Annotated in this window: 23 protein-coding genes; 13 read left to right on the top strand and 10 right to left on the bottom strand. The window is 71.3% G+C overall.

Annotated features, from left to right (window positions below; genetic code table 11):
• Nucleotides 1-22: 22 nt before the first annotated feature.
• Together ACH4VX_RS14070 and ACH4VX_RS14065 are read right to left on the bottom strand one after the other, a co-directional pair.
• A complete protein-coding gene (locus ACH4VX_RS14070; RefSeq protein ID WP_398367654.1) occupies nt 23-1,129 on the bottom strand; it encodes a DUF5937 family protein in 1,107 nt (368 codons plus the stop codon).
• A gap of 95 nt (nt 1,130-1,224) precedes the next feature.
• On the bottom strand, nt 1,225-2,445 hold the full coding sequence (locus ACH4VX_RS14065; RefSeq protein ID WP_398367653.1) for a threonine aldolase family protein: 1,221 nt from the start codon (nt 2,443-2,445) through the stop codon (nt 1,225-1,227).
• Between the two features lie 171 nt (nt 2,446-2,616).
• Between ACH4VX_RS14065 and ACH4VX_RS14060 the strand changes: the two genes are divergently transcribed.
• From ACH4VX_RS14060 to ACH4VX_RS14015, 10 genes are all read left to right on the top strand, one after another.
• Nucleotides 2,617-3,582 (top strand): Rossmann-like and DUF2520 domain-containing protein, encoded by a 966-nt coding sequence (locus tag ACH4VX_RS14060; protein WP_398367652.1) that lies wholly within the window; start codon nt 2,617-2,619, stop codon nt 3,580-3,582.
• 70 nt (nt 3,583-3,652) lie between these two features.
• A complete protein-coding gene (gene panC / locus ACH4VX_RS14055; RefSeq protein WP_398367651.1) occupies nt 3,653-4,651 on the top strand; it encodes a pantoate--beta-alanine ligase in 999 nt (332 codons plus the stop codon).
• The gene (locus ACH4VX_RS14050) at nt 4,648-6,357 is read left to right on the top strand and encodes an L-aspartate oxidase (RefSeq protein WP_398367650.1); all 1,710 of its coding nucleotides are present in this window, start codon (nt 4,648-4,650) and stop codon (nt 6,355-6,357) included. The genes panC and ACH4VX_RS14050 overlap by 4 nt, the downstream gene beginning before the upstream one ends.
• Nucleotides 6,358-6,362: 5 nt before the next feature.
• Entirely contained in the window at nt 6,363-7,337 is a 975-nt protein-coding gene (gene nadC / locus ACH4VX_RS14045) for a carboxylating nicotinate-nucleotide diphosphorylase (protein WP_398367649.1), read from the top strand.
• An 8-nt stretch (nt 7,338-7,345) separates the two neighbouring features.
• A complete protein-coding gene (locus ACH4VX_RS14040) occupies nt 7,346-8,143 on the top strand; it encodes a type III pantothenate kinase (protein ID WP_398367648.1) in 798 nt (265 codons plus the stop codon).
• Between the two features lie 341 nt (nt 8,144-8,484).
• Nucleotides 8,485-9,051, top strand: a complete 567-nt coding sequence (locus tag ACH4VX_RS14035; RefSeq protein WP_398367647.1) for a hypothetical protein — start codon at nt 8,485-8,487, stop codon at nt 9,049-9,051.
• A gap of 27 nt (nt 9,052-9,078) precedes the next feature.
• Nucleotides 9,079-9,255 carry a hypothetical protein gene (locus ACH4VX_RS14030; protein ID WP_398367646.1) on the top strand — a complete coding sequence of 59 codons (177 nt, stop codon included), beginning with the start codon at nt 9,079-9,081 and terminating at the stop codon, nt 9,253-9,255.
• Between the two features lie 173 nt (nt 9,256-9,428).
• On the top strand, nt 9,429-9,806 hold the full coding sequence (locus tag ACH4VX_RS14025) for a BlaI/MecI/CopY family transcriptional regulator (protein ID WP_398367645.1): 378 nt from the start codon (nt 9,429-9,431) through the stop codon (nt 9,804-9,806).
• A gap of 9 nt (nt 9,807-9,815) precedes the next feature.
• Nucleotides 9,816-10,349 carry an amino-acid N-acetyltransferase gene (locus ACH4VX_RS14020; protein ID WP_398367644.1) on the top strand — a complete coding sequence of 178 codons (534 nt, stop codon included), beginning with the start codon at nt 9,816-9,818 and terminating at the stop codon, nt 10,347-10,349.
• 199 nt (nt 10,350-10,548) lie between these two features.
• Nucleotides 10,549-10,884: an Lsr2 family protein gene (locus ACH4VX_RS14015; protein ID WP_030224930.1), complete on the top strand. Its 336-nt coding sequence runs from the start codon at nt 10,549-10,551 to the stop codon at nt 10,882-10,884.
• On the opposite strand, the gene ACH4VX_RS14010 is transcribed toward ACH4VX_RS14015, so the two are convergent.
• Complete coding sequence (locus ACH4VX_RS14010; RefSeq protein ID WP_398367643.1) at nt 10,863-11,540, bottom strand: SCO3374 family protein; 678 nt, start codon at nt 11,538-11,540, stop codon at nt 10,863-10,865. The genes ACH4VX_RS14015 and ACH4VX_RS14010 overlap by 22 nt on opposite strands.
• A gap of 431 nt (nt 11,541-11,971) precedes the next feature.
• On the opposite strand from ACH4VX_RS14010, the gene ACH4VX_RS14005 reads away from it, so the two are divergent.
• Nucleotides 11,972-14,497 (top strand): ATP-dependent Clp protease ATP-binding subunit, encoded by a 2,526-nt coding sequence (locus ACH4VX_RS14005; protein ID WP_398367642.1) that lies wholly within the window; start codon nt 11,972-11,974, stop codon nt 14,495-14,497.
• 85 nt (nt 14,498-14,582) lie between these two features.
• On the opposite strand, the gene ACH4VX_RS14000 is transcribed toward ACH4VX_RS14005, so the two are convergent.
• Nucleotides 14,583-15,221, bottom strand: coding sequence for an HAD family acid phosphatase (locus ACH4VX_RS14000; protein ID WP_398367641.1), 639 nt, complete (start codon nt 15,219-15,221; stop codon nt 14,583-14,585).
• 441 nt (nt 15,222-15,662) lie between these two features.
• On the opposite strand from ACH4VX_RS14000, the gene ACH4VX_RS13995 reads away from it, so the two are divergent.
• The gene (locus ACH4VX_RS13995) at nt 15,663-16,367 is read left to right on the top strand and encodes a M23 family metallopeptidase (RefSeq protein WP_398367640.1); all 705 of its coding nucleotides are present in this window, start codon (nt 15,663-15,665) and stop codon (nt 16,365-16,367) included.
• A 19-nt stretch (nt 16,368-16,386) separates the two neighbouring features.
• Here the strand turns inward: ACH4VX_RS13995 and ACH4VX_RS13990 are convergent, their stop codons facing one another.
• Entirely contained in the window at nt 16,387-16,971 is a 585-nt protein-coding gene (locus ACH4VX_RS13990; RefSeq protein ID WP_398367639.1) for a TetR/AcrR family transcriptional regulator, read from the bottom strand.
• A gap of 149 nt (nt 16,972-17,120) precedes the next feature.
• Here ACH4VX_RS13990 and ACH4VX_RS13985 point away from each other — a divergent pair, with 149 nt between their 5' ends.
• The gene (locus ACH4VX_RS13985; protein WP_398367638.1) at nt 17,121-18,704 is read left to right on the top strand and encodes an MDR family MFS transporter; all 1,584 of its coding nucleotides are present in this window, start codon (nt 17,121-17,123) and stop codon (nt 18,702-18,704) included.
• Between the two features lie 76 nt (nt 18,705-18,780).
• Here ACH4VX_RS13985 and ACH4VX_RS13980 read toward each other — a convergent pair whose 3' ends face one another.
• The 5 genes from ACH4VX_RS13980 to ACH4VX_RS13960 all read right to left on the bottom strand — a co-directional run bounded on the left by ACH4VX_RS13980 (nt 18,781) and on the right by ACH4VX_RS13960 (nt 23,614).
• Nucleotides 18,781-20,328, bottom strand: coding sequence for an ATP-binding protein (locus tag ACH4VX_RS13980; RefSeq protein WP_398367637.1), 1,548 nt, complete (start codon nt 20,326-20,328; stop codon nt 18,781-18,783).
• Nucleotides 20,329-20,337: 9 nt separating this feature from the next.
• Nucleotides 20,338-21,036 (bottom strand): two-component system response regulator CseB, encoded by a 699-nt coding sequence (cseB, locus tag ACH4VX_RS13975; RefSeq protein ID WP_398367636.1) that lies wholly within the window; start codon nt 21,034-21,036, stop codon nt 20,338-20,340.
• A 142-nt stretch (nt 21,037-21,178) separates the two neighbouring features.
• On the bottom strand, nt 21,179-21,832 hold the full coding sequence (locus ACH4VX_RS13970; RefSeq protein WP_398367635.1) for a hypothetical protein: 654 nt from the start codon (nt 21,830-21,832) through the stop codon (nt 21,179-21,181).
• Nucleotides 21,820-22,359, bottom strand: coding sequence for a SigE family RNA polymerase sigma factor (locus ACH4VX_RS13965; RefSeq protein ID WP_398367886.1), 540 nt, complete (start codon nt 22,357-22,359; stop codon nt 21,820-21,822). Before ACH4VX_RS13965 ends, ACH4VX_RS13970 begins: the two co-directional genes overlap by 13 nt.
• 319 nt (nt 22,360-22,678) lie before the next feature.
• A complete protein-coding gene (locus tag ACH4VX_RS13960; RefSeq protein WP_398367634.1) occupies nt 22,679-23,614 on the bottom strand; it encodes an A/G-specific adenine glycosylase in 936 nt (311 codons plus the stop codon).
• Between the last annotated feature and the right edge of the window lie 124 nt (nt 23,615-23,738).

Below are 23,738 nucleotides of genomic sequence, written 5' to 3'. Positions count from 1 at the left end.
GCCGCCCGCGCGGTACGCGCCCTCAACGCAGGATCCCCTCCAGGAAGTCGCTGCCGAGCCGGGCCACGACCGTCACGTCCAGCTGGTGCAGCACGTACCGACCACGGCGGCGGGTGCTGATCAGTCCGGCCTTCTTCAGCACACCCAGGTGCCGGGATATCTCCGGCGCCGTCATGTCGTGCACCTGGGCCAGCTCACTGGTGGTGTACGCGCTGCGGGCGAGATGGCGGCACATGCGCATGCGGACCGGGTGGGACAGCGCGGTCATCCGCAGGGCGAGCTGGTCGACCGTCGGCGGGGCGGCCGGCTCGGGGGAGCCGACCGGATAATGCAGCACCGGCTGCCAGCCGTGCCGGTGCAGCACCATCAGGTGCGGCCAGCCGAGGCTGGTCGGGATCAGCAGCAGCCCGCCGTCGCCCGTGGCGGTACGGCCGTCGCCCAGCTTGTCCACGGTGATCCGGCCGGCCGCCTCGTCGAGCGTCACCGCGGGGGACACCGACGCCAGCGCCTCGGCCAGCCCCTTGTGCCGCAGCAGGTCGGTCTTGAGACGGGTGTCCGCGGTGAGCTGATGCCGCAGCCGGGTCCAGGTGCCGGCGAAGAACGCTTCGTCGCAGTCCTGGAGGAACTGCCGCAGCCAGGCCCTGATGTGTGGCGGGTCGGCGAGCAGCCGCTCGGTGAACAGCACCTGCCGGGGCCCCCGCGCGGCGGCCAGCTCCAGCGAGCGGCGGCGCAGCTCCTCGTCGGAGAGCGGGCCGGGGCCCGGGAGGCTGTAGGGGAGGGCGCAGGTGAACTCCAGGGCGGCGTCCACGAACTGCTCGTCGGACAGCTTGTCCAGCAGGTCCAGCTCCTCGGCGAGCGTCCCGCCCGGCAGCGCCCCGCGGCCGGGTATGCCGGCGCTCGGCAGGAACAGGTCCGAGAACGTCGTCCGCCACAGGAAGTCGGCCTCGCACATCCGGTCCGCCAGGTGCGGGTCGAGCCGCGCGGTCACACCCGTGACCCAGCCCTGGAGGCCCGGATGGTGTCCGGGCTCGGACAGCGCGTGCAGCGCCATGCCGAGCTCGGCCAGGGGCGAGGGCACGACGGCGACCCCTTCCGGCCGCAGCCCCGCGATGTCGATGTGCACGCTCATGCCCACATGGTGCACGAGCCCACTGACAATCCCGCCCCCTGGGCGAGGAGGGGGCGAGAGCCCGGAGCGGACCGGCGCACACCCGTGCGGGACCGTCAGGTACGGAGCAGGCGCCGCGCGAACTCCTCGGCCGCCGCCCGTACATCGTCGGCCGTCCACTCCAGGCCCGCGGAACGCACGTACACCTCCGTGAAGGACAGTCCCGGCCCCTTCGGGTCCCAGTGGTTGGCGAAGAGCACGGTCCCCGTCTCCTCGGCCGCCTCGATCGCCACCTCGGCGACCACATCCGCGTCGTACGGCAGCCATACCTGGAAGTCGTAGGTGTGCGGCACCTCGGGATGGACGCGGAACCAGGGCAGCCCCCCTGCCTCCAGGCCCTCGCGCAGCGCGGTGGACACCACGTGCGCGTGCCGGACGTACTCCGGCAGCCGGGGCAGCTCCCGTTCCAGGCCGATCAGCGCCGACAGCGCGGTCGGGAACTGCTGGAACACGTTGCCCCCGTACCGGTGCCGCCAGGCCCTCGCCTCCTCGGTCAGGCTCGTGGGACCGGCGAGGGCCGCGCCGCCGTAGGCGCCGAGGGACTTGTAGAACGACACGTAGACGCTGTCCGCGAGGCCCGCGATCTCCTCCAGCGGCCGGCCGAAGTGCTCGGTGCACTCCCACAGCCGGGCCCCGTCGAAGTGCACCACCGCCTCGCGTTCCCGCGCGGCGTCCACCACCTCGGTCAGCTCCTCCCACGTGGGCAGCACGAAACCGGCGTCCCTGAGCGGCAGTTCCAGCATCAGCGCCCCGAAGGGCTCCTCGAAGTCGCGCACCTCTTCGGCGGTGGGCAGCCGGGGCTCACTCGTCACCCGCACCGGCCGCAACCCGCTGACCTGGCTGAACGCGTTCCGCTCATGTACCTCGGGGTGGCTGAGCGGATGCAGGGCCACCGCGGGATCGCCGGTACGGCCCGCCCAGCAGCGCAGCGCCACCTGCTGGGCCATCGTGCCGGTCGGGAAGAACGCGGCGTCCTCGGTGCCGAGCAGCCCGGCGACCCGCTTCTCCAGGGCCTCCACGACACCGTTGCCGTAGATGTCGGAGGTCTCGTCGAGGTCGTACACGCTCCCCGCCGCCTCCAGCAGGGCCAGCCGCTCCGAGAGAGGGGCGAGGAAGCCGAGGCGCGCGAGCACGCGCGGGGCACCGCGCCAGGCGGCGATCCGCCGTTCGCGCAACGTCGGCCGCGACTCGCCGTCCGCCTCCGGACCGGGCCGCGGTTCGTCCCGCACCGCCGTTTCGTTGTTGCCGTCCGCCGTATCAGTCATGCCCGCGATCATCCCGCGCCCCCGTCCGCGCGGGCACCCTCATTTCCGCACGCGCGCGTGCCACGACGGCGCACGGAAACCCACAGCCTGTGGACAACCGGTCGCCCCCGGAACCGATCGCGTTAACATGACGAGAAATCGTCCGGTACCCCGAGCGGACTGGAACGGGAAGGCCGCCGTCGCGTGAACACAACCCCACAGCCCGATCCCCGGGACCGCCCCGCGCGGCTCACCGTCGGCGTCGTCGGCGCCGGACGCGTGGGCCCCGCCCTGGCCGCGTCCCTCCAGCTCGCCGGGCACCGTCCGGTGGCCGTCTCCGCCGTCTCCGACGCCTCCCGCAGGCGTGCCGAGCGGATGCTCCCCGACGTGCCGGTGGTGCCGCCCGCCGAGGTCCTCCAGCGGTCCGAGCTGGTCCTGCTGACCGTCCCCGACGACGCCCTGCCCGAGCTGGTCTCCGGACTCGCCGACACCGGCGCGGTGCGGCCGGGCCAGCTGCTGGTGCACACCTCCGGGCGGTACGGCGCGAAGGTCCTCGACCCCGCCCTGCGGGCCGGCGCGCTGCCGCTCGCCCTGCATCCCGCGATGACGTTCACCGGTACCCCCGTCGACGTGCAGCGCCTCGCCGGGTGCTCCTTCGGCGTCACCGCCCCCGAGGAGCTGCGGCTGGCCGCCGAGGCCCTCGTCGTCGAGATGGGCGGCGAGCCGGAATGGATCGCCGAGGAGAACCGCCCGCTCTACCACGCGGCCCTCGCGCTGGGCGCCAACCATCTGGTCACCCTGGTCGCCCAGTCCCTGGAACTGCTGCGCACCGCCGGTGTCGAGGCACCCGACCGGATGCTCGGCCCGCTGCTCGGCGCCGCCCTGGACAACGCCCTGCGCTCCGGTGACGCGGCCCTCACCGGTCCGGTCGCGCGCGGCGACGCGGGCACGGTCGCCGTACACGTCACCGAGTTGCGCCGGCACGCCCCGGGGGCCGTCGCCGGCTACCTGGCGATGGCCCGCGCGACCGCCGACCGCGCCCTGGCCCACGGCCTGCTGAAGCCGGAACTCGCCGAGGACCTCCTCGGGGTACTCGCCGACGGAGCGGACGGAGCGGACGGAGCCGACGGAGCCGACGGCACCGGAAGCACCCCGGGGGAGGACCGATGAGCGGCACGCCCCGACACCCCGCCCACCCCACCCGTACGACGACGCGCGCGTCCCGGAACGGAGTCGCCCGATGACCGCCACCCTGCTGCGCACCGCCGCCGAACTGCACGCACGCGCGCGTACCGGCCGCCGCGCCGTCGTGATGACCATGGGCGCGCTGCACGAGGGCCACGCCACGCTGATCCGCACCGCGCGGGAGACCGCCGGTCCCGACGGCGAGGTCGTGGTCACCGTCTTCGTCAACCCGCTGCAGTTCGGCGCGGGTGAGGACCTGGACCGCTACCCGCGCACCCCGGACGCCGACATCGAGCTGGCCGACCGGGCGGGCGCCGACGCCGTGTTCGCCCCCGCCGTGGACGAGGTGTATCCGGGCGGCGAACCCCAGGTCCGCGTCACCGCCGGTCCCATGGGCGAACGGCTGGAGGGCGCCGCCCGCCCCGGCCACTTCGACGGCATGCTCACCGTCGTCGCCAAGCTGCTCCACCTCACCCGTCCCGACATCGCCCTGTACGGCCAGAAGGACGCCCAGCAGCTCGCCCTGATCCGCCGCATGGTGCGGGACCTGAACTTCGGCGTCGAGATCGTCGGCGTCCCCACCGTCCGCGAGGAGGACGGGCTCGCCCTGTCCAGCCGCAACCGCTACCTCTCGGTCGCCGAGCGGCGCACCGCGCTCGCCCTGTCCCAGGCCCTGTTCGCGGGCCGCGACCGGCACGCCGCCCAGCAGGCGCTGCGCGCGCGTGCGAGCGAGGTGCCCGCCACGCGCGCGCGTGCCGAGGCGCTCAGCGCCATAGGGGAGTCCCGCGCGGCGGCCGACGCGCACGCCGTCGCCACGACCGCCGGCGGCCCGGCGGCCATCCGTGCCGCCGCCCGCCTGGTCCTCGACGAGGCCGCCCGCCTCACGCCGCCCCTCGCCCTGGACTACCTGGCCCTGGTCGATCCCTCCGACTTCACCGAGATCGGCGACGACTTCACCGGAGAGGCCGTCCTCGCCGTGGCCGCCCGCGTGGGTGCCACCCGCCTGATCGACAACATCCCCCTGACCTTCGGAACCTTCGGAGCCGCCTCGTGACCAGCACAGGCATACGACTGCACGCGCCCGCGTCCGGGTGGTCCATCGACGCGGACGTCGTGGTCGTCGGCTCCGGCGTCGCCGGCCTCACCGCGGCCCTGCGCTGCGAGGCCGCCGGCCTGACGACGGTGGTCGTCACCAAGGCCCGTCTCGACGACGGCTCCACCCGCTGGGCCCAGGGCGGCATCGCCGCGGCCCTCGGTGAGGGCGACACCCCCGAGCAGCACCTGGACGACACCCTGGTCGCCGGGGCGGGCCTGTGCGACGAGGAGGCGGTCCGCATCCTCGTCACCGAGGGCCCCGACGCCGTACGCCGCCTCATCGCGACCGGCGCGCACTTCGACGAGTCGACCGACGGCGGCCTGGAACTCACCCGCGAGGGCGGCCACCACCGCCGCCGCATCGCCCACGCGGGCGGCGACGCCACCGGCGCGGAGATCTCCCGCGCCCTGGTCGAGGCGGTCCGCGCGCGCGGGATGCGCACCGTCGAGAACGCGCTCGTCCTCGACCTCCTCACCGACGCCGACGGCCGCACCGCCGGCGTCACCCTGCACGTCATGGGGGAGGGCCAGCACGACGGCGTGGGGGCGGTCCACGCACCCGCCGTGGTCCTGGCGACCGGCGGCATGGGCCAGGTCTTCTCGGCGACCACGAACCCTTCCGTCTCCACGGGCGACGGCGTCGCCCTCGCCCTTCGCGCGGGCGCCGAGGTGAGCGACCTCGAATTCGTCCAGTTCCACCCGACGGTGCTCTTCCTCGGCCCCGAAGCGGAGGGCCAGCAGCCGCTCGTCTCCGAGGCGGTACGCGGCGAGGGCGCCCACCTGGTGGACGCCGACGGAGTGCGCTTCATGCAGGGGCAGCACGAACTCGCCGAACTCGCGCCCCGGGACATCGTCGCCAAGGGCATCATGCGCCGCATGCGGGAGCAGGACGCCGAGCACATGTACCTCGACGCCCGCCACTTCGGCGCCGAGATGTGGGAACACCGCTTCCCCACGATCCTCGCCGCCTGCCGTGCGCACGGCATCGATCCGGTCACCGAGACCGTTCCGGTCGCCCCGGCCGCCCACTACGCCTCCGGCGGCGTCCGCACCGACTCCCGCGGCCGCACCACCGTGCCCGGCCTGTACGCGTGCGGCGAGGTCGCCTGCACCGGCGTGCACGGCGCCAACCGCCTCGCCTCCAATTCCCTCCTCGAGGGCCTGGTCTACGCCGAGCGCATCGCCGCCGACATCGCACGTGCCGGGAACACCCTCCACGCGCGCGTGCCGCAACCGCTTCCCGCCACGGAACGCCCCGCCCACCCCCTCCTCCCCCCGGAGGCCCGTTCCACCATCCAGCGGATCATGACCCGGGGGGCAGGCGTACTGCGCTCCGCCTCCTCCCTCTCCGAGGCCGCCGACCGTCTTCATCGGCTCCACGCCGACGCGCGCGACGCCCTCGACGAGAACGGCAAGACCGCCGAGCCCGGCGTCGAGGCCTGGGAGGCCACCAACCTCCTGTGCGTGGCCCGTGTCCTGGTCGCCGCCGCGCAGCGGCGCGAGGAGACCCGTGGCTGCCACTGGCGCGAGGACCGTCCCGAGCGCGACGACACGACCTGGCGCCGCCACATCGTCGTACGGCTGAATCCGGACCGATCGCTGGCGGCGCACACCACCGAGACCACAGACTTCCCCCCGACCCTCACCCAGGCCCAGGAGCAGTGACAGCAGTGACCACCCCCGACCTTCCCCTCGTTCCCTCCGGCGGCTGTGGCGACGGCTGCGCCTGCGGCGCCGACGAGGAGACCTACCTGGAGTGCGGCCTCGACCCCGCGCTCGCCCAGCTCCTGGCCGACGCGGGCCTCGACCCCGTCGAGGTCGAGGACATCGCCAACGTCGCCCTCCAGGAGGACCTGGCCCACGGCGTGGACGTGACCACGGTCGCGACCATCCCGGAGGACGCCGTCGCCACCGCCGACTTCACCGCGCGGGAGGCGGGCACCGTGGCGGGCCTGAGGATCGCCGAGGCGGTCATGTCGGTCGTCTGCACGGAGGAGTTCGAGGTCGAACGCCACGCGGAGGACGGCGACCGCGTCGAGGCGGGCCAGACCCTGCTCTCCGTCACGACCCGCACCCGCGACATCCTCACCGCGGAACGCAGCGCCCTGAACCTCCTGTGCCGCCTGTCGGGCATCGCGACCGCCACGCGCGCGTGGGCGGACGTTCTCGAAGGCACCAAGGCGAAGGTCCGCGACACCCGCAAGACCACTCCCGGCCTGCGCAGCCTGGAGAAGTTCGCGGTGCGCTGCGGCGGCGGCGTCAACCACCGTATGTCCCTCTCGGACGCGGCCCTGGTCAAGGACAACCACGTGGTGGCCGCCGGCGGTGTCGCCGAGGCCTTCGACGCGGTCCGCGAACGCTTCCCCGACGTCCCGATCGAGGTCGAGGTCGACACCCTGCACCAGCTCCGCGACGTCCTGGACGCCGGTGCCGACCTGATCCTGCTGGACAACTTCACGCCCGGCGAGTGCGAGGAGGCGGTGGCCCTCGTCGACGGCCGCGCCGTCCTGGAGGCCTCCGGCCGCCTCACCCTCACCAACGCGAAGGCGTACGCGGACACGGGCGTCGACTACCTGGCGGTAGGGGCCCTCACCCACTCCTCGCCGATCCTCGACATCGGCCTGGACCTGCGAGCGGCGGAGTAGGACCGGTCATGCTGCTGACGATCGACGTGGGCAACACGCACACCGTCCTGGGCCTCTTCGACGGCGACGACATCGTCGAGCACTGGCGCATCTCCACGGACGCGCGCCGCACGGCCGACGAGCTCGCGGTCCTCCTCCAGGGCCTCATGGGCATGCACCCGCTGCTGGGCGACGAGCTGGGCGACGGAATCGACGGCATCGCGATCTGCGCGACGGTCCCGTCCGTCCTGCACGAACTCCGCGAGGTGACGCGCCGCTACTACGGAGACGTCCCGGCGGTCCTGGTGGAACCGGGCGTGAAGACGGGCGTGCCGATCCTCACCGACAATCCCAAGGAGGTCGGCGCGGACCGCATCATCAACGCGGTCGCGGCGGTCGACCTCTACGGCGGTCCGGCGATCGTCGTCGACTTCGGCACGGCGACGACGTTCGACGCGGTTTCCGCGCGGGGGGAGTACGTCGGCGGCGTCATCGCGCCCGGCATCGAGATCTCCGTCGAGGCGCTCGGCGTCCGCGGCGCGCAGCTGCGGAAGATCGAGGTGGCGCGTCCGCGGAGTGTGATCGGGAAGAACACGGTCGAGGCGATGCAGTCCGGCATCATCTACGGATTCGCCGGTCAGGTCGATGGTGTGGTCAACCGGATGGCCCGCGAGCTGGCGGACGATCCCGATGACGTGACGGTCATCGCGACGGGTGGGCTGGCGCCGATGGTGCTGGGCGAGAGCTCGGTCATCGACGAGCACGAGCCGTGGCTGACGCTGGTCGGGCTGCGCCTGGTGTACGAACGCAACGTGTCACGGATGTAGCGGGTGCACGGTCTCGGCGCGGGCCGGGGGCGGGGTGCGCGGCCCGTACCGACGGGGCCTCCCCATTCCCGGCTGCGCTCGAACAGGAGGGGCCCCGACCGCCCGTCCTCCCCTGCCCTCCCCATTCCCGGCTTCGCTGGAGCGGGGGGACCTCCATCGTCCTGGGGGTACCTCCCGGGCCCTCGAAGCACTGGGGGAGGCACGATTGCCCGCGGTGGACGCGGACAGGCACCCGCTGTTGTCGCCGGACGCCGGCCCACCCACCCGTCGGCTTCTTCCCGGCCGACGCCACACCCGTCCGTTGTGCGTTGTTTGTCCGATTAGCGCGTATCGTCGAGGGCATGCCCACGCCCTACGGACCCCGCGGCGGCATGGCGTTCGGCGCGGAGGAGCTGCGCGTGCTCCGCCGCGCCCTCGTCCTCGCCCTGCGTCCCACCCCCGCCTCGGCCGACGACCTCCAGGACTGCCTCCTCCTCGCCACGGACCTCGACGAGGCGACGCGGGAAAGCGCCCGGCTGCGCGCCTTCCTCCTGGCCGATCTCGGCCGCTACCGCGCCGCCCTCCCCGGCACCGCCGCCGGCTACCTCACGCTCCTGGAGGAGGCGCTGGGCGCCGGATACCGCCCCCGTCCCGACGACCTGGCCGCCCTCCGGGCCCTGAGCGGCAACCCCACCGCCGCCGCCCTCCTGCGCCACTGCCGGCGCACCTTCCTCCTGGCCCTCCCCGGGGGCCGTGCGGCCACCGAGGACCCGCAGAAGAAGCAGGACCCGGCCCAAAAGCCCCCCGCCACCCCCCACCCCGCCCCGCCGAACCCCGCCCCCGCCCGCCCCGTCCCCACCCCCGGCGAGGTCTTCCCCCGCCGCAAACCCACTCCGCCCCCGCCGGACCAGCACCTGGCCGTCGGCTGACGGCCCCCGCTGTCCTACCCTGGACCCATGGACTACGTCTCCGCGCTCCTCCCCCCGGTCGTCATGGCCGTCCTCTTCATCGCCGTGATCCGGGTGATCGTGAAGACCCAGGGCGGCGCCAACAAGACCAAGGAGGACGCCGCGGTCGACGCGGCCCTCGCGCGGGCGCAGGGTTCCCGGCCCGCCCCCGAAACCGAAGCCTGACCGCAGCGGCACCTCGGCCGCACGCGGCCGCACCCCGGCGTACGACCCAAGGTCGTACGCCCTTTTTGTTCACGTTCGCCAGTGGTCATGCCTGTCCGGCACGCCATTACCTGGATCCACCACTATTGTTCTGAGTTGTGCCTCGCCCATTGGGAGAACTCGAAGACGCGGTCATGACGCGGGTGTGGAAGTGGAACCGCCCGGTGACCGTTCGGGAAGTCCTGGAAGATCTTCAGAAGGAACGGTCCATCGCGTACACCACGGTGATGACCGTTTTGGACAATCTCCATCAGAAGGGCTGGGTGCGCCGAGAGGCGGAAGGCAGGGCCTATCGATATGAGGCGGTCTCCACTCGCGCCGCCTACGCCGCCGCGCTGATGAACGAAGCGTGGTCGCAGAGCGACAACGCAGCCGCCGCTCTCGTCGCGTTCTTCGGCATGATGAGCGAGGAACAGCGCCAGGCTCTCACCGACGCGGTCCGCATCGCCCAGCTCCCGGAAACCCCCGTCGACGAGAACCCCGGCTCCGCAGAGGGCCGGAGCGGACGATAGCGTCCGCACATGTCCGCAGACAGTCCCGAAGTCCCCGCAAAAGCCATCACGGTCAGACGGGCCCGCACCAGCGATGTCCCCGCCGTGCGCCGGCTCCTTGACGTCTACGTCCGCGGACGCATCCTGCTCGACAAAGCAACGGTGACGCTTTACGAGGACATCCAGGAGTTCTGGGTCGCGGAACGGGACGACAACGCGGAGGTGGTCGGCTGCGGCGCCCTGCACGTGATGTGGGAGGACCTCGCGGAAGTCCGCACTCTCGCCGTGAAGCCGGGCCTGAAGGGTGCGGGCGTCGGGCACCGGTTGCTGGAGAAGTTGCTGGAGACCGCCCGCTGGCTCGGTGTTCGGCGCGTATTCTGCCTGACCTTCGAAGTGGACTTCTTCGGCAAGCACGGCTTCGTGGAGATCGGTGAGACGCCCGTCGACACCGATGTGTACGCGGAGTTGCTGCGCTCCTATGACGAGGGCGTCGCGGAGTTCCTCGGCCTCGAACGCGTGAAACCGAACACCTTGGGCAACAGCCGGATGCTTCTGCATCTGTGATCTGCGCACGGTGGCCTATGTCCGAAACGCGCACGTTTCCGTGCCGGGTGCGGGCAGCGGGTCCCTGCCAGGGGTTTGTGTTTTTACGGCAAAAGCGGTTTGCTTTCCGGAGTACTGCAGTACTGCATATAACAAGGGGCGGCGATACGGCGGACGCCGGCACACCCCGGCCCTCAAGTTATCGATGAAAGGAAATCCGGTGGCACAGAAGGTTCAGGTCCTTCTTGTCGACGACCTCGACGGCGGCGAGGCGGACGAGACCGTGACGTTCGCGTTGGACGGCAAGACCTACGAGATCGATCTCACCACCGCCAATGCGGACAAGCTCCGCGGCCTTCTCGAGGCTTACGTGAAGGGCGGTCGCCGTACCGGAGGCCGTGCTTCGGGCGGTCGCGGAAAGGCGCGTGCTTCTTCCGGCGGCAGCCAGGACACCGCGGCCATCCGCGCCTGGGCGAAGGAGAACGGTTACGAGGTCAACGACCGCGGCCGTGTCCCCGCGTCCATCCGCGAGGCCTACGAGAAGGCCAACGGCTGACCGTCGGTCTGTACGGCGGCCGCACCCGCACGCCGCAGCCGGACCCGGTGGATCTGTGTCGCCACCGTGTTCACCAGCCGCACGAGATCCGGGGGGCCGTCACCGTCCCCCCTCACACCCCTCGTGCCCATCGCCGACAGCGTCGGCAGCGAGGCCCCGGCCCCGCGTCCCGGATCGGGGGGCCGCAGCCACACGGCGGCCCCCTGCGATCCACCACGGTCCAGGGGGAGCGGCCGGGTGGTGGGGCCGGTATCGCCGCCGACGGCGACGCCAGGGGGGCAGGGGGCGTCCATGAGGCCTCCCGCGCCGATCGCCACCAGGTCCAGCTCCAGCGCGCCCCAGTCCAGCCACTCCAGCAGCCCGGGCAGCTCCTCCGCGCTGCCCGCTGCCACCAGCAGCCGCATCCGGCTGTCCCCCAGGGCCACCGGGAGCCCCCGCCCGAGCCCCCCCGAGCGCCCCAGGCGCTCCAGCGCCGCGCGTCCCGCCTCGGCGGGCATCTCCAGGACGTCGAAGCGCACCCCCACCGCCAGCCGCACCGGTGCCCCGGGCACGGTGGGCCACCCCAGCGCGTTCTCGTACCAGAGCCGCACCTCGTCGTCGCTCGGCGTGAGCGGCCGGCAGGGGAACGGCACTGCGGGGGTGACGGTCCGGACCATGCCCGGCGCAACGCCTCCACACCCTCCGGGTTACGCTGGGTGCTCGTGCGTGAGCGAGGGGTGTCGAACAAGGGGGCGTGCGGGGGTGCGTGGAGGCGCAAGGTTGTTCGCCCGTAGCGGAGGGAACCCGTGCACTCGGCATGGACTGTCCGTAGCAGCGGGTAAGACATCCCTAGTGAGAGGGGGCGACACGCAGGGCGGGACGTCTCCCGTTCGCCATGGGCGTACTGGCGAAGGGGGTAACTGCCTGGCCTGCGGGAACATCGTCTCGCACCATCGGGTTGGAGCAGATGTCGGCGTGAGCGGGGTCAGGAGGCCATCGACGGTGTCGGCAGTTGGAATGAGCGGTCCCCGCTCGCGGGACTAAGCTGCGGAAGGACAGGGAGGGGAAGTTCCCCCCACTGCCTGACCGCTCTGAGGAGCGATTAACGATGTTCGAGAGGTTCACCGACCGCGCGCGGCGGGTTGTCGTCCTGGCTCAGGAAGAAGCCCGGATGCTCAACCACAACTACATCGGCACCGAGCACATCCTCCTGGGCCTGATCCACGAGGGTGAGGGTGTCGCCGCCAAGGCCCTTGAGAGCCTCGGGATTTCGCTCGAGGCGGTCCGCCAGCAGGTGGAGGAGATCATCGGGCAGGGCCAGCAGGCCCCGTCGGGTCACATCCCCTTCACCCCCCGTGCCAAGAAGGTCCTGGAGCTGTCGCTCCGCGAGGCCCTTCAGCTGGGCCACAACTACATCGGCACGGAGCACATCCTGCTCGGCCTGATCCGTGAGGGCGAGGGCGTCGCCGCCCAGGTCCTGGTCAAGCTGGGCGCCGATCTGAACCGGGTGCGGCAGCAGGTCATCCAGCTGCTCTCCGGTTACCAGGGCAAGGAGACCGCCACCGCCGGCGGTCCTGCCGAGGGCACTCCCTCCACGTCCCTGGTCCTCGACCAGTTCGGCCGGAACCTCACCCAGGCCGCTCGTGAGTCCAAGCTCGACCCGGTCATCGGGCGCGAGAAGGAGATCGAGCGGGTCATGCAGGTGCTGTCCCGCCGTACCAAGAACAACCCGGTGCTGATCGGTGAGCCCGGCGTCGGCAAGACCGCCGTCGTCGAGGGCCTCGCCCAGGCCATCGTCAAGGGCGAGGTGCCCGAGACCCTCAAGGACAAGCACCTCTACACCCTGGACCTCGGTGCCCTGGTCGCCGGCTCCCGCTACCGCGGTGACTTCGAGGAGCGCCTGAAGAAGGTGCTCAAGGAGATCCGCACCCGCGGCGACATCATCCTGTTCATCGACGAGCTGCACACGCTGGTCGGTGCGGGTGCCGCCGAGGGCGCCATCGACGCCGCGAGCATCCTCAAGCCGATGCTGGCCCGCGGTGAGCTGCAGACCATCGGTGCGACCACGCTGGACGAGTACCGCAAGCACCTGGAGAAGGACGCGGCCCTGGAGCGCCGCTTCCAGCCCATCCAGGTCGCGGAGCCGTCCCTGCCGCACACGATCGAGATCCTCAAGGGCCTGCGCGACCGGTACGAGGCGCACCACCGCGTCTCCATCACCGACGAGGCCCTGGTGCAGGCGGCGACGCTCGCCGACCGCTACATCTCGGACCGCTTCCTGCCGGACAAGGCGATCGACCTGATCGACGAGGCCGGCTCGCGGATGCGCATCCGTCGGATGACCGCGCCGCCGGACCTGCGCGAGTTCGACGAGAAGATCGCCGGTGTCCGCCGCGACAAGGAGTCCGCGATCGACTCGCAGGACTTCGAGAAGGCCGCCTCCCTGCGCGACAAGGAGAAGCAGCTCCTCGCCGCCAAGGCGAAGCGGGAGAAGGAGTGGAAGGCCGGCGACATGGACGTCGTCGCCGAGGTCGACGGCGACCTGATCGCCGAGGTCCTCGCCACGGCGACGGGCATCCCGGTCTTCAAGCTCACGGAGGAGGAGTCGTCCCGCCTGCTGCGCATGGAGGACGAGCTCCACAAGCGGGTCATCGGCCAGGTCGACGCCGTCAAGGCGCTGTCCAAGGCGATCCGCCGTACCCGTGCCGGCCTGAAGGACCCGAAGCGTCCCGGTGGCTCGTTCATCTTCGCCGGCCCGTCCGGTGTCGGTAAGACCGAGCTGTCCAAGGCGCTCGCGGAGTTCCTCTTCGGCGACGAGGACGCGCTGATCTCCCTCGACATGTCGGAGTTCAGCGAGAAGCACACGGTCTCGCGTCTCTTCGGTTCGCCCCCCGGCTACGTGGGCTACGAGGAGGGCGGCCAGCTGACGGAGAAGGTGCGCCGCAAGCCGTTCTCGGTGGTCCTCTTCGACGAGGTCGAGAAGGCCCACCCGGACATCTTCAACTCGCTGCTGCAGATCCTGGAGGACGGTCGCCTGACCGACTCCCAGGGCCGGGTCGTGGACTTCAAGAACACGGTCATCATCATGACGACCAACCTCGGCACCCGGGACATCTCCAAGGGCTTCAACCTGGGCTTCGCCGCCGCGGGCGACAAGAAGACCAACTACGAGCGCATGAAGAACAAGGTCCAGGACGAGCTCAAGCAGCACTTCCGGCCCGAGTTCCTCAACCGCGTCGACGACGTGGTGGTCTTCCCGCAGCTCACGCAGGAGGACATCCTGCGGATCGTCGACCTGATGATCGACAAGGTGGACGAGCGGCTGAAGGACCGGGACATGGGCATCGAGCTCTCCCCGTCCGCCAAGGAGCTGCTGTCCAAGCGGGGCTACGACCCCGTGCTGGGCGCCCGGCCGCTGCGCCGGACCATCCAGCGGGAGATCGAGGACTCGCTGTCGGAGAAGATCCTCTTCGGTGAGCTGCGTCCCGGTCACATCGTGGTCGTGGACACCGAGGGCGAGGGCGAGTCCCAGACCTTCACCTTCCGCGGTGAGGAGAAGTCGGCCCTGCCCGACGTCCCGCCGATCGAGCAGGCGGCCGGCGGAGCCGGTCCGAACCTGAGCAAGGACGCGTAGCCGCCGCGCTCGGCCCGAACGGGAAAGGGGTCTGCCCCGGGACACACGTCCCGGGGCAGACCCCTTTCCCGTGGCTGCGGCCGGTTCAGGACAGCTGACCGTCGTAGTCCGGCAGCTTGAACGTCTTCTCGGCGTGGCCGCCCGACAGGTCGGTGGCGCTGTTGCCGATGTTGGCGATGATCGTGTAGCCCTTGGCCTCGATGTGGACGCGCTGGGCGGTCTTGTAGTCGGCGACGTTCTTGAACAGGTCGAAGAACCCGCGGACGTACAGGCCGGAGGACCCGTAGCCGGCGTGGTCGAGGTTCCAGTCGGTGGGCGCGTGGATGATGCCCGGGCGGGCGGTCACGAAGAACACGGCGACGCCGTGCTCCTGCGCGTACTCCGCGACCGCCAGGACCGGCTCGTTGGCGGGCTGCGGGAAGCTGAACCCGAAGTCGGTCTCCAGTGCGGTGTTGTCGACGTCGAGGACGATCGCCTGCTTCTCGCCCGGCCCGGTGTCCCCGATCCGCTGCTTCAGATAGGGCAGGGCCCGGTCCATGACCGCCTGGCAGTCCCGCTGCCAGGTGTCGTAGTCGACGTCCGCCGCCGCGGTGGTGGCTGCCACCGGGGAAACGGCGGGTGAAGCGGGGGCCGTGGCCTCGGCCGGTGCGGCCAGGGCCACCAGGGCGGCCGCGGAGACGGCGGTGACCGATGCGCGGATCGGCCAGGAGCGTCGGCTTCTCATCTCGTGGGGGGTCCTCTCACGTCCGTAACGCTGCCAACATGTCGTGTGCATGCTCGTCTGCGAGGGTGACGCGAGGTGAACCGTAGGGTTACCGGGCGGTAGGCGCCTAGAGGTCTGCGCCACTTTTATGGAATGGCCGAACCCGGTCGCCGGTGACATGGTGCACAGGCGCTTTGTCCGGTACTAGCCGGAATAGTGGCTAAAGCCCTCTCACGAAACGGACATTTGCCCCAAGATTCTGATCGATCAGCTCTAAATGGGGGTTTCACCCCGTAAGGGGGCTGTGTCAAGAGACCTGCATCTCAGTACAGATCTACGACTTTCCGTCGTAGATCACACCTTTGCGCCGTTATGGCCGGAGGGGCTACCAATGAATCACCACCGAGGCGCGGATCCGTCCGCCGGGTGGTTTTCCCACGCCCCCTTCCTGATGAGGTTGAGATGTCCCAGCGCGTCACGCCCCGTTCGCTCCGTACGTCCCAGATCCGCACCCGCGCGGCCGTGCTGGCCGCCGGTATGGGGGCCTCGGTCGTGATGGGAGCCGGGGTCGCGGCCGCCGCCGACACCACGGCCGCGTCCGGCGTCGCCGACGCCGTCCAGGCACAGGCCGCCGCCCAGGCCAAGGCCGCGAAGGCCCAGGCCGCCCAGGTCGAGAAGGCCGCCGAGGCGAAGGCCGCGAAGGCCGCCCAGGCGAAGAAGGCCGCCCGGGCCGCCGTCAAGAAGCAGGCGTCCTGGATCGACCCGGTCAAGAGCTACAAGCTGTCCGCGAGCTTCGCCCAGAACGGCGGCATGTGGGCGCACAAGCACAGCGGTCAGGACTACGCCGTCCCGACCGGCACCACGGTGAAGGCCGCGCACGGCGGCACCGTCGTCAAGGCCGGCGGCAACGGCGCCGGTGACGGTCCGGCGTACGGCAACGCGATCGTGATCAAGCACGGCAACGGGACGTACTCCCAGTACGCCCACCTGTCGCAGGTCAACGTGAAGATCGGCCAGGTCGTCAAGACCGGTCAGAAGATCGCCCTGTCCGGCAACACCGGCAACTCCAGCGGTCCCCACCTGCACTTCGAGATCCGCACCACCCCGAACTACGGCTCCGCCGTGGACCCGGTGAAGTTCCTGCGCGCCAAGGGCGTGACGGTCTGACCCGCCGCGCACACGGCGCCTAGGCGCCCCCGGAACCCCGGTGGGCCTGGGTGATCAGATCGATGGCGACCTCGAGGACGGCCTTGCGCTTCTCCTCGGGGTCGCTTTCGACGTCCTGCAGGACGTGCATCCCCGCGTGCATGGTGAACAGGGCGCTGACGCAGCGCACCTGGTCGACCAGGTCGGCGTTTGGGTCCATGAGGATGTCCCGCAGCCCGAGCATGCGGGTCTTGAACATCTCGCCGATGCGCAGTTCGCGGATCGTCGCCTGGTTCTCCTGCATGAAGCGGAACAGCGGGGCCGCACCCGCCAGCGCCTCGCTGTAACGGCGGATGATCTCCTGCTTGGTCTCCAGCGAGTGCGGCTGCTGCCGCCCCCACTCGATCAGGTCCTCCATCGGCCGGGTGAGGGCCTCGAAGATGCCGACGAGGATCTCTTCCTTCGACTTGAAGTGGTAGTACAGCGCCGCCTTGGTGACGTCCAGACGCTCGGCGATCTCGCGCAGCGAGGTCTTCTCGTAGCCCTGCTCGGCGAAGAGTTCGAGCGCCACGTCCTGGATGCGCTGGCGGGTGTCCCCGCGGCGCCGTTGTTTGGTGCCGTCCATGGTGCCGCCCATCCTCCTACTCGACCCCTCTTGACGAAAACTTACTTGACGCCCGGCTAGTTCCGCGACTAGCTTCCGAGTGTAGTGAACTAGCCGGGCGGCAAGTAAGTAGCAGTGGCCACGCAACCGTGGCCGGGGGAGAAGGAATCATGGCGGACACAGCGACGGCGGGGGCCGTGGAGACGGAAAGCGGCAAACAGCCGAAGAGCGTGCGGGTGGTCCTGCTCGCACTCATGATCGCGATGATGCTCGCGATGCTCGACAACATGATCATCGGTACGGCGATGCCGACGATCGTGGGCGAGCTGGGCGGCCTTGAGCACCTGTCCTGGGTGGTCACCGCCTACACCCTGGCCACCGCGGCCTCCACCCCGGTCTGGGGCAAGCTCGGCGACATGTACGGGCGCAAGGCCACGTTCATGACGTCCATCGTGATCTTCCTGATCGGCTCCGCGCTCAGCGGCATGGCCCAGAACATGGGCGAGCTGATCGCCTTCCGCGCGGTGCAGGGCCTGGGCGCCGGCGGTCTGATGGTCGGCGTCATGGCGATCATCGGCGATCTGATCCCGCCCCGGGAGCGCGGCAAGTACCAGGGCATGATGGCCGCCGTGATGGCGCTGGCGATGATCGGCGGACCTCTGGTCGGCGGCACCATCACCGACACCTGGGGCTGGCGCTGGGCCTTCTACATCAACCTGCCGCTCGGCGTGATCGCGCTGGCCGCCGTCGGCGTCGTACTGCACCTGCCGAAGAAGCGGTCCAAGGCCGGTATCGACTACCTCGGTGTCGCGCTGCTGACCGTCGGCATCACCTCCATCGTGCTCGTCACCACCTGGGGCGGCACGGAGTACGCCTGGACCTCCGCGCGGATCATGGAGCTGATCGGCCTCGGTGTCGCGTCCCTCGTGGGCTTCGTGTTCTGGCAGACCAGGGCCGCCGAGCCGGTGCTTCCGCTGCACATCTTCCGCAGCCGCAACTTCACCCTGATGTCCGTCATCGGTTTCATCGTCGGCTTCGTGATGTTCGGCGCGACCCTCTTCCTGCCGCTCTACCAGCAGGCCGTGCAGGGCGCCTCCGCCACCAACTCCGGTCTGCTGCTGCTGCCGATGCTCGGCGCGATGCTGGTGACCTCGATGGTCGCGGGCCGGGTGACCACCAACACCGGCCGGTACAAGATCTTCCCGTTGGCCGGCAGCGCGCTGATGATCGTCGGCCTGTACCTGCTGTCCACGATGGACACCGGGACCTCCCGCTTCACCTCCGGCGTCTTCATGGCCGTGGTCGGTCTCGGCATGGGCTGCCTGATGCAGATCACCATGCTGGTCGCGCAGAACAGCGTGGAGATGAAGGACATGGGCGTGGCGTCCTCGTCCACCACCCTGTTCCGCACCCTCGGCTCGTCCTTCGGCGTCGCGATCATGGGCGCGCTGTTCAACAACCGCGTCCAGGACGTCATGGCCGAGAAGGCCGGCGCGCTGGGCTCCAGGATGACCGAGCAGTCCGCCCAGCTGGACGCGGAAAGCCTGGCGAAGCTGCCGGACGCGGCCCGCGAGGCCTACCAGCAGGCGGTGTCCTCGGGCACCCACTCGGCGTTCCTCCTGGGTGCCGTGATCGTGGTGATCGCGCTGGTGGCGGCCGTGTTCGTGAAGGAGGTCCCGCTGAAGGGCGCGGGCCCCCGGAAGAACGACACCGACGACGGCGCACCGGCGGCGGCGGTGACCGAGCCCGTCTGACTCCCCGAGCGGAACGGAGGCCCCCGGAGGCGTGTGCGCCGCCGGGGGCCTGCGCGCTGTCGGACGAGCCGCTCGGTCACTGCGGCAGTACCGGATAGCTCCCGGTGTTCGTCGGCGCGTGTTCGGGCAGCCACAGCACGGCGACCGCGCCCTCGGCCGGTACGCCGTCCGAGGCCCCCGGCGGCCGTACGTTGCGGAAGGTCAGCCGCGCGCCCAGGACCCGGGCCTGCCCCGCCGCGATGGTCAGGCCCAGCCCGTGACCGCGGCCGGCCCGATCCGCGCTGCCGGTGCGGAAGCGGCTCGGCCCCTCGGCGAGCAGGGCCTCGGGGAAGCCCGGCCCGTGGTCGCGGACCCGGATGACCCGGCCCTCGACGGTGACCTCGATGGGCGGCCTGCCGTGCCGGGCGGCGTTGGCGAGCAGGTTGAACAGCACGCGCTCCAGGCGCCGCGGATCGGTGGTCACCTCCGACTCGTGCACCACCCGCACCGTGACGTCCGGGTCCCTGGACCCTCCCGTCCGGGTCAGGCCGGACTCGTGGTCCCCGGCACCGTTCCCCCGCTCTTCCCGGTTCCGCCCGAACGGGGGGACCCTCACCGCCGCGTCGTCGTCGGTCTCCAGGGCCCCGCCCCGGCCCCCTCCTCCGCCTCGCGATCCACGGGACCGGACCCCGTTCCCCGATCCGGCCCGGTCCGGACGGGAGGACCTCGCCCTGACCCGCCGGGCGACGAACTCGCCCAGCAGGATGTCCTGCAGTTCCGCCCGTTCGGAGGCGCTGTCCAGCCGGGCCACCTCCAGGACGTCCTCGACGAGGGTGCGCATCGCCTTGGCCCGGTCCAGCACCAGCTCGGTCGGCCGGCCCGGCGGCAGCAGCTCGGCGGCGGTGAGCAGACCGGTCACGGGGGTGCGCAGCTCGTGCGCGATGTCGGCGGTGACCCGGCGCTCGGCCTCCAGCCGCTGCCGCAGCGCGTCCGCCATGGCGTCCACCGCGCTGGCCAGGTCGTCGGTCTCGTCGCGCACCACCCCGCCGATGGCCTCACGCACCCGGACGTCCGTCTCGCCCTTCGCGACCCGGTTGGCGGCCGTGGCCGCCTTCCGCAGCCGCCGCGACAGATGTCCGCCGATGAGCACCCCGAGCGCGCTGCCGCCCAGCACGACCGCGATGGAACCGATCACCAGGGCCTGGTCGAGGTCCTTGAGGATGTCCGAGCTGCGGTCCGTGAAACCGGAGTGCAGGGACATCACATGCCCGTTCTTCAGCGGCACCGCCGCCCAGATGTCCGGCGCCCCGCCCGGCCGGTCCACCACGTAGGTCGCCCGTCGGCCCCCCTCGACCTTCTCCCGCAGCTCCTTCGGCAGCTCCGGGTCGTCGATCTTGGTGTTGGGGAAGTTCAGCCGCCCCGACAGCTCGTAGTTGCGCTGGGCGATCATGATGCGCTCGTCCGCGAGGTCGCGCGCGTTGTCCAGCATCGACACCCGGGCCGCGTTGTGCACGACCAGGCTCAGCGCGACCGCCACCAGCGCCCCGACCAGCGCGATGGCGGCGCTGAGCTTCCACCTGAGACCCGTACCTATGCCCACCCGGTCGACACACGCCGCCACCAGGCGCCTGAAGTACCCCCGCATCGACTTCTCTCAGGCCTTCAACTTGTAGCCGAAGCCGCGGACCGTCTCGATACGGTCCTGGCCGATCTTCGTACGCAGCCGCTGTACATGGACGTCGACGACCCGGGTGTCGCCGCCCCAGCCGTACTCCCACACCCGTTCGAGCAGCTTGTCGCGGGAGAGCACGGTGCCCGGCGCCGCGGAGAACTCCAGCAGCAGCCGCATCTCGGTCGGCGTCAGCGCCACCGGCTCCCCCGCCCGGCGCACCTCCATGCCCCCGGTGTCGACCTCCAGTTCGCCGAACGCCAGCACGCCACCGTCGTCCGGGCCGTCCGCGTCCTCCCGGCCGCCGTTCGCGCGCCCGAAGCGGCGCAGCACCGCGCGGATCCGGGCCACGAGCACGGCACTGTCGAACGGCTTGGTCACGTAGTCGTCGGCGCCCGCCTCCAGGCCCAGCACCACGTCGATGGCGTCGGCCCGCGCCGACAACATGATCACCGGCACCATCGACTCGTCCCGGATGCGCCGGCACAGGCTGACCCCGTCGAGCCCGGGAACCATGACGTCGAGCAGCGCGATGTCGGGACGGTCCGTGCGGAACGCCTCCAGGCCCGACAGCCCGTCGGGCATCGCGGTGACCGCGAAGCCGTCCCGCTCCAGGGTGAGCTGGGTGGCCTCGCGGATGACGTCGTCGTCCTCGACGAACAGGACGTGGGTCTGGTCTGCCATCCCGGTGCTCTCAGTCCTTGTGTGATCTCGGGTCGGTGTGCGCGTGTTCTTCTCGTCCACCACACGGACGCGGGGACCGTGCCGCGGGTTCACCCGTTCATCGGTCCGGACGGCCCCGCCGGTTCACGCCGTGAGCCATGTCTCAGCCGGCGGGCGCCGGTGACGGCTCCGCGCCGGCCACCTGCCCGTAGTCGTTGTGCGTGCGGTACTTCTCGGCGAACCGGCCCGAACTCCAGCGGTACGTGATCACGTTCTCCCCGGACGGGCTCGACACCGGGTCGCCCCGGTCGTACACCTGTTTGGACACCACCAGGTCCCCGCGGTCGATCTCCGCGTACACCGGGGGCGCCTCGGCCGAGAACACGTTCACATACGCGCCACCCTGCTCGCGGTACACATACGAGCCGACGCCCACCATGTCTCCGCAGGTCAGCACGTTGACGACGACGTCGTCGACGGCTCCTCGGGTGAGGTTGCCGTAGCTCACGTCGACGGGGTACTGGTCGGCGACGCACGGCTGCAGCTCCCGTTTGACCTCCGCCGAGACCTCCGGGTCGGCCTTGATCAGCCGGACCGCGTCCACCCGGTCGGGGGTCCGCGAGGGTTCGGCCGACGCCGCGGCGGGGGCGCTCGCCACGGAACGCGCGTGCGCCGGGCCCTCGTCCCGCGCGCCGGTGCCGCCCGTGCCGCAGCCGGCGATGAACAGGACGACGGCGGCGAGCACGGCCGTCGCCGTACTCGCCGCCCGGGCGGTGGTCCGGGCCCAGGTGGGCCCCGCGCCGGTCAGGCCGCGCAACGCTCCCGCTCCTCACGCTCCAGCGCACGTGCGTCCAGGTCGCGCGCCTGAAGCTCCTCGCGGAGCCGGGCGAGCGCCCGGTGCAGCGTGCTCTTGACCGTTCCGGCCGACATACCGAGGGCGGCGGCCGTCTCGTCCGTGGACATCTGCTCCCAGTGTCGCAGCACCACGACACTGCGCTGCTTCGGGGCGAGGACCTTCAGGATGTCCATCAGCAGGGCGCGGTCGGCGTGCTGCTCGGTGGAGTCGTCCACACAGGCGTCCGGGAGCTGCTCGGTGGGCACCTCCTCCAGCTTGCGGGCCCGCCACCACTCCGTCCGCGTGTTGATCATGACCCGGCGCAGATAGGCGTCGGCCAGCCGCTTGTCCTCGATGGTCTCCCAGCGGCCGTACGTCCGGGCCAGCGCGGTCTGCAGCAGGTCCTGCGCGTCCACGGGGTCCGGGACCAGGCGGCGGGCACTGCGCAGCAGCGCGTCCTGCCGGGTGCGGACGTACTCCTCGAACTCGAGCACCTCGCCCCGCGCCATGTCCTGCGCCATGGTGAACCGCCTCCCGCTGCCCGTGCCGGCCCGCCCGCGCGGGCCGGTGGTCCTGCCTGTGATCCGTCGTCGCGTGCCCTTGTCGAGCACGTGATCGAAGGTACGGAGGCGTTGTCACGGCGCTGTCCGAAGCAGCCTGCGGGAAGCCCTCGGCTGTCCGTCGGTTGTGTAACAGAAGGAGGAACGGGGTATAGCGGGCGACTGGTTGAGGGTGTTATGGAGCCATATGGCCCGCTGTACTGATGTGGCGTGTGTGAACCGGCTGTATCCGACGCCAGGTGCGTGTGTGAACCGGCTGTGGGAGACGTCAGGTCATCGGCAGCCGGTACAGACTGCCCGGCAGCGGCTCCACCAGACCGTCGGCGACCAGACCGTCCAGCGCGCGGGCACGCTGCACCGGCTCGTGCCATACCCGGTCCAGCGCGGCCTGCGGCACCGGACCGTGCGCCTCACGCAGCACGGCCAGCAGCCGCCCGCGGACCTGACGGTCCGTGCCCGCGTACGTCTGGCCCCGGCGCGGCGGACCGTCGTGGGCCGGCTTGCCCGCCAGCCGCCAGGCGCACTGCGCGGCGATCGGGCAACGCTCGCACGACTCGTTCTTCGCCGTGCACACCAGCGCGCCGAGCTCCATGGAGGCGGCGGCCCACCGCGCGGCGGTCGAGGCGTCCTCCGGCAGCAGGGTCCGGGCGAGCCGGCGCTCGGCGGCGGTGGTGGCGTTCGGCGGGTACTGCGCACCGGCGACCGCGCGGGCGAACACCCGGCGCACGTTGGTGTCCAGCACCGCGTGCCGCTGCCCGTACGCGAACGACGCCACCGCCGCGGCCGTGTACTCCCCGATGCCGGGCAGCGCCAGCAGCTGGGCGTGGTCGGCCGGCACGTCGCCGCCGTGCCGTTCCGTTATGGCGACGGCGGCGCCGTGCAGCCGGAGCGCGCGGCGCGGGTAACCGAGCCGGCCCCAGGCGCGCACCGCCTCGCCTGGCGCCTCCGAGGCGAGGTCGGCGGGGCGCGGCCAACGGGCCAGCCACTGCTCGTAGACGGGCAGGACCCGGTTCACCGGGGTCTGCTGCAGCATGAACTCACTGACCATCACCCCCCACGCACCGGCCTCCGGACGCCGCCACGGCAGATCCCGGGCGTGCTCGTCGAACCAGTCGATGACGGGGGAGTGCAGCGGCTCACCGGGAGCACGCTCGGACACGGAATCGGCGGCGTTGCCGTACGGGGGCTTAGTGGGAGCAGTCATGGCCCCTCGATCCTCCCACGCCGGTACCGGCCCGCGGTGGGAGCGCCACGGCGGGCCTCCCACAGAGTGACGGCGCACCTGACGATCGGCAGCGGTGCCGCACCCCCGTCCGCTTGTAGCGTCG

Source organism: Streptomyces sp. NPDC020731, assembly GCF_044334705.1.
In the GTDB taxonomy this organism is placed as follows: domain Bacteria; phylum Actinomycetota; class Actinomycetes; order Streptomycetales; family Streptomycetaceae; genus Streptomyces.
The sequence above is the reverse complement of the archived record's forward strand: the minus strand, read 5'-3'. Positions and strand labels throughout refer to the sequence as shown.

Excerpts from the sequence above, each read along its gene's own strand:
- ACH4VX_RS14070 (WP_398367654.1), bottom strand. The coding sequence starts at position 1,129 with ATGAGCGTGCACATCGACATCGCGGGGCTGCGGCCGGAAGGGGTCGCC.
- ACH4VX_RS14065 (WP_398367653.1), bottom strand. The coding sequence starts at position 2,445 with ATGATCGCGGGCATGACTGATACGGCGGACGGCAACAACGAAACGGCG.
- panC (WP_398367651.1), top strand. The coding sequence starts at position 3,653 with ATGACCGCCACCCTGCTGCGCACCGCCGCCGAACTGCACGCACGCGCG.
- ACH4VX_RS14040 (WP_398367648.1), top strand. The coding sequence starts at position 7,346 with ATGCTGCTGACGATCGACGTGGGCAACACGCACACCGTCCTGGGCCTC.
- ACH4VX_RS14035 (WP_398367647.1), top strand. The coding sequence starts at position 8,485 with ATGCCCACGCCCTACGGACCCCGCGGCGGCATGGCGTTCGGCGCGGAG.
- ACH4VX_RS14030 (WP_398367646.1), top strand. The coding sequence starts at position 9,079 with ATGGACTACGTCTCCGCGCTCCTCCCCCCGGTCGTCATGGCCGTCCTC.
- ACH4VX_RS14025 (WP_398367645.1), top strand. The coding sequence starts at position 9,429 with ATGACGCGGGTGTGGAAGTGGAACCGCCCGGTGACCGTTCGGGAAGTC.
- ACH4VX_RS14020 (WP_398367644.1), top strand. The coding sequence starts at position 9,816 with ATGTCCGCAGACAGTCCCGAAGTCCCCGCAAAAGCCATCACGGTCAGA.
- ACH4VX_RS14010 (WP_398367643.1), bottom strand. The coding sequence starts at position 11,540 with ATGGTCCGGACCGTCACCCCCGCAGTGCCGTTCCCCTGCCGGCCGCTC.
- ACH4VX_RS14005 (WP_398367642.1), top strand. The coding sequence starts at position 11,972 with ATGTTCGAGAGGTTCACCGACCGCGCGCGGCGGGTTGTCGTCCTGGCT.
- ACH4VX_RS14000 (WP_398367641.1), bottom strand. The coding sequence starts at position 15,221 with ATGAGAAGCCGACGCTCCTGGCCGATCCGCGCATCGGTCACCGCCGTC.
- ACH4VX_RS13995 (WP_398367640.1), top strand. The coding sequence starts at position 15,663 with ATGTCCCAGCGCGTCACGCCCCGTTCGCTCCGTACGTCCCAGATCCGC.
- ACH4VX_RS13990 (WP_398367639.1), bottom strand. The coding sequence starts at position 16,971 with ATGGACGGCACCAAACAACGGCGCCGCGGGGACACCCGCCAGCGCATC.
- ACH4VX_RS13985 (WP_398367638.1), top strand. The coding sequence starts at position 17,121 with ATGGCGGACACAGCGACGGCGGGGGCCGTGGAGACGGAAAGCGGCAAA.
- ACH4VX_RS13980 (WP_398367637.1), bottom strand. The coding sequence starts at position 20,328 with ATGCGGGGGTACTTCAGGCGCCTGGTGGCGGCGTGTGTCGACCGGGTG.
- cseB (WP_398367636.1), bottom strand. The coding sequence starts at position 21,036 with ATGGCAGACCAGACCCACGTCCTGTTCGTCGAGGACGACGACGTCATC.
- ACH4VX_RS13965 (WP_398367886.1), bottom strand. The coding sequence starts at position 22,359 with ATGGCGCGGGGCGAGGTGCTCGAGTTCGAGGAGTACGTCCGCACCCGG.
- ACH4VX_RS13960 (WP_398367634.1), bottom strand. The coding sequence starts at position 23,614 with ATGACTGCTCCCACTAAGCCCCCGTACGGCAACGCCGCCGATTCCGTG.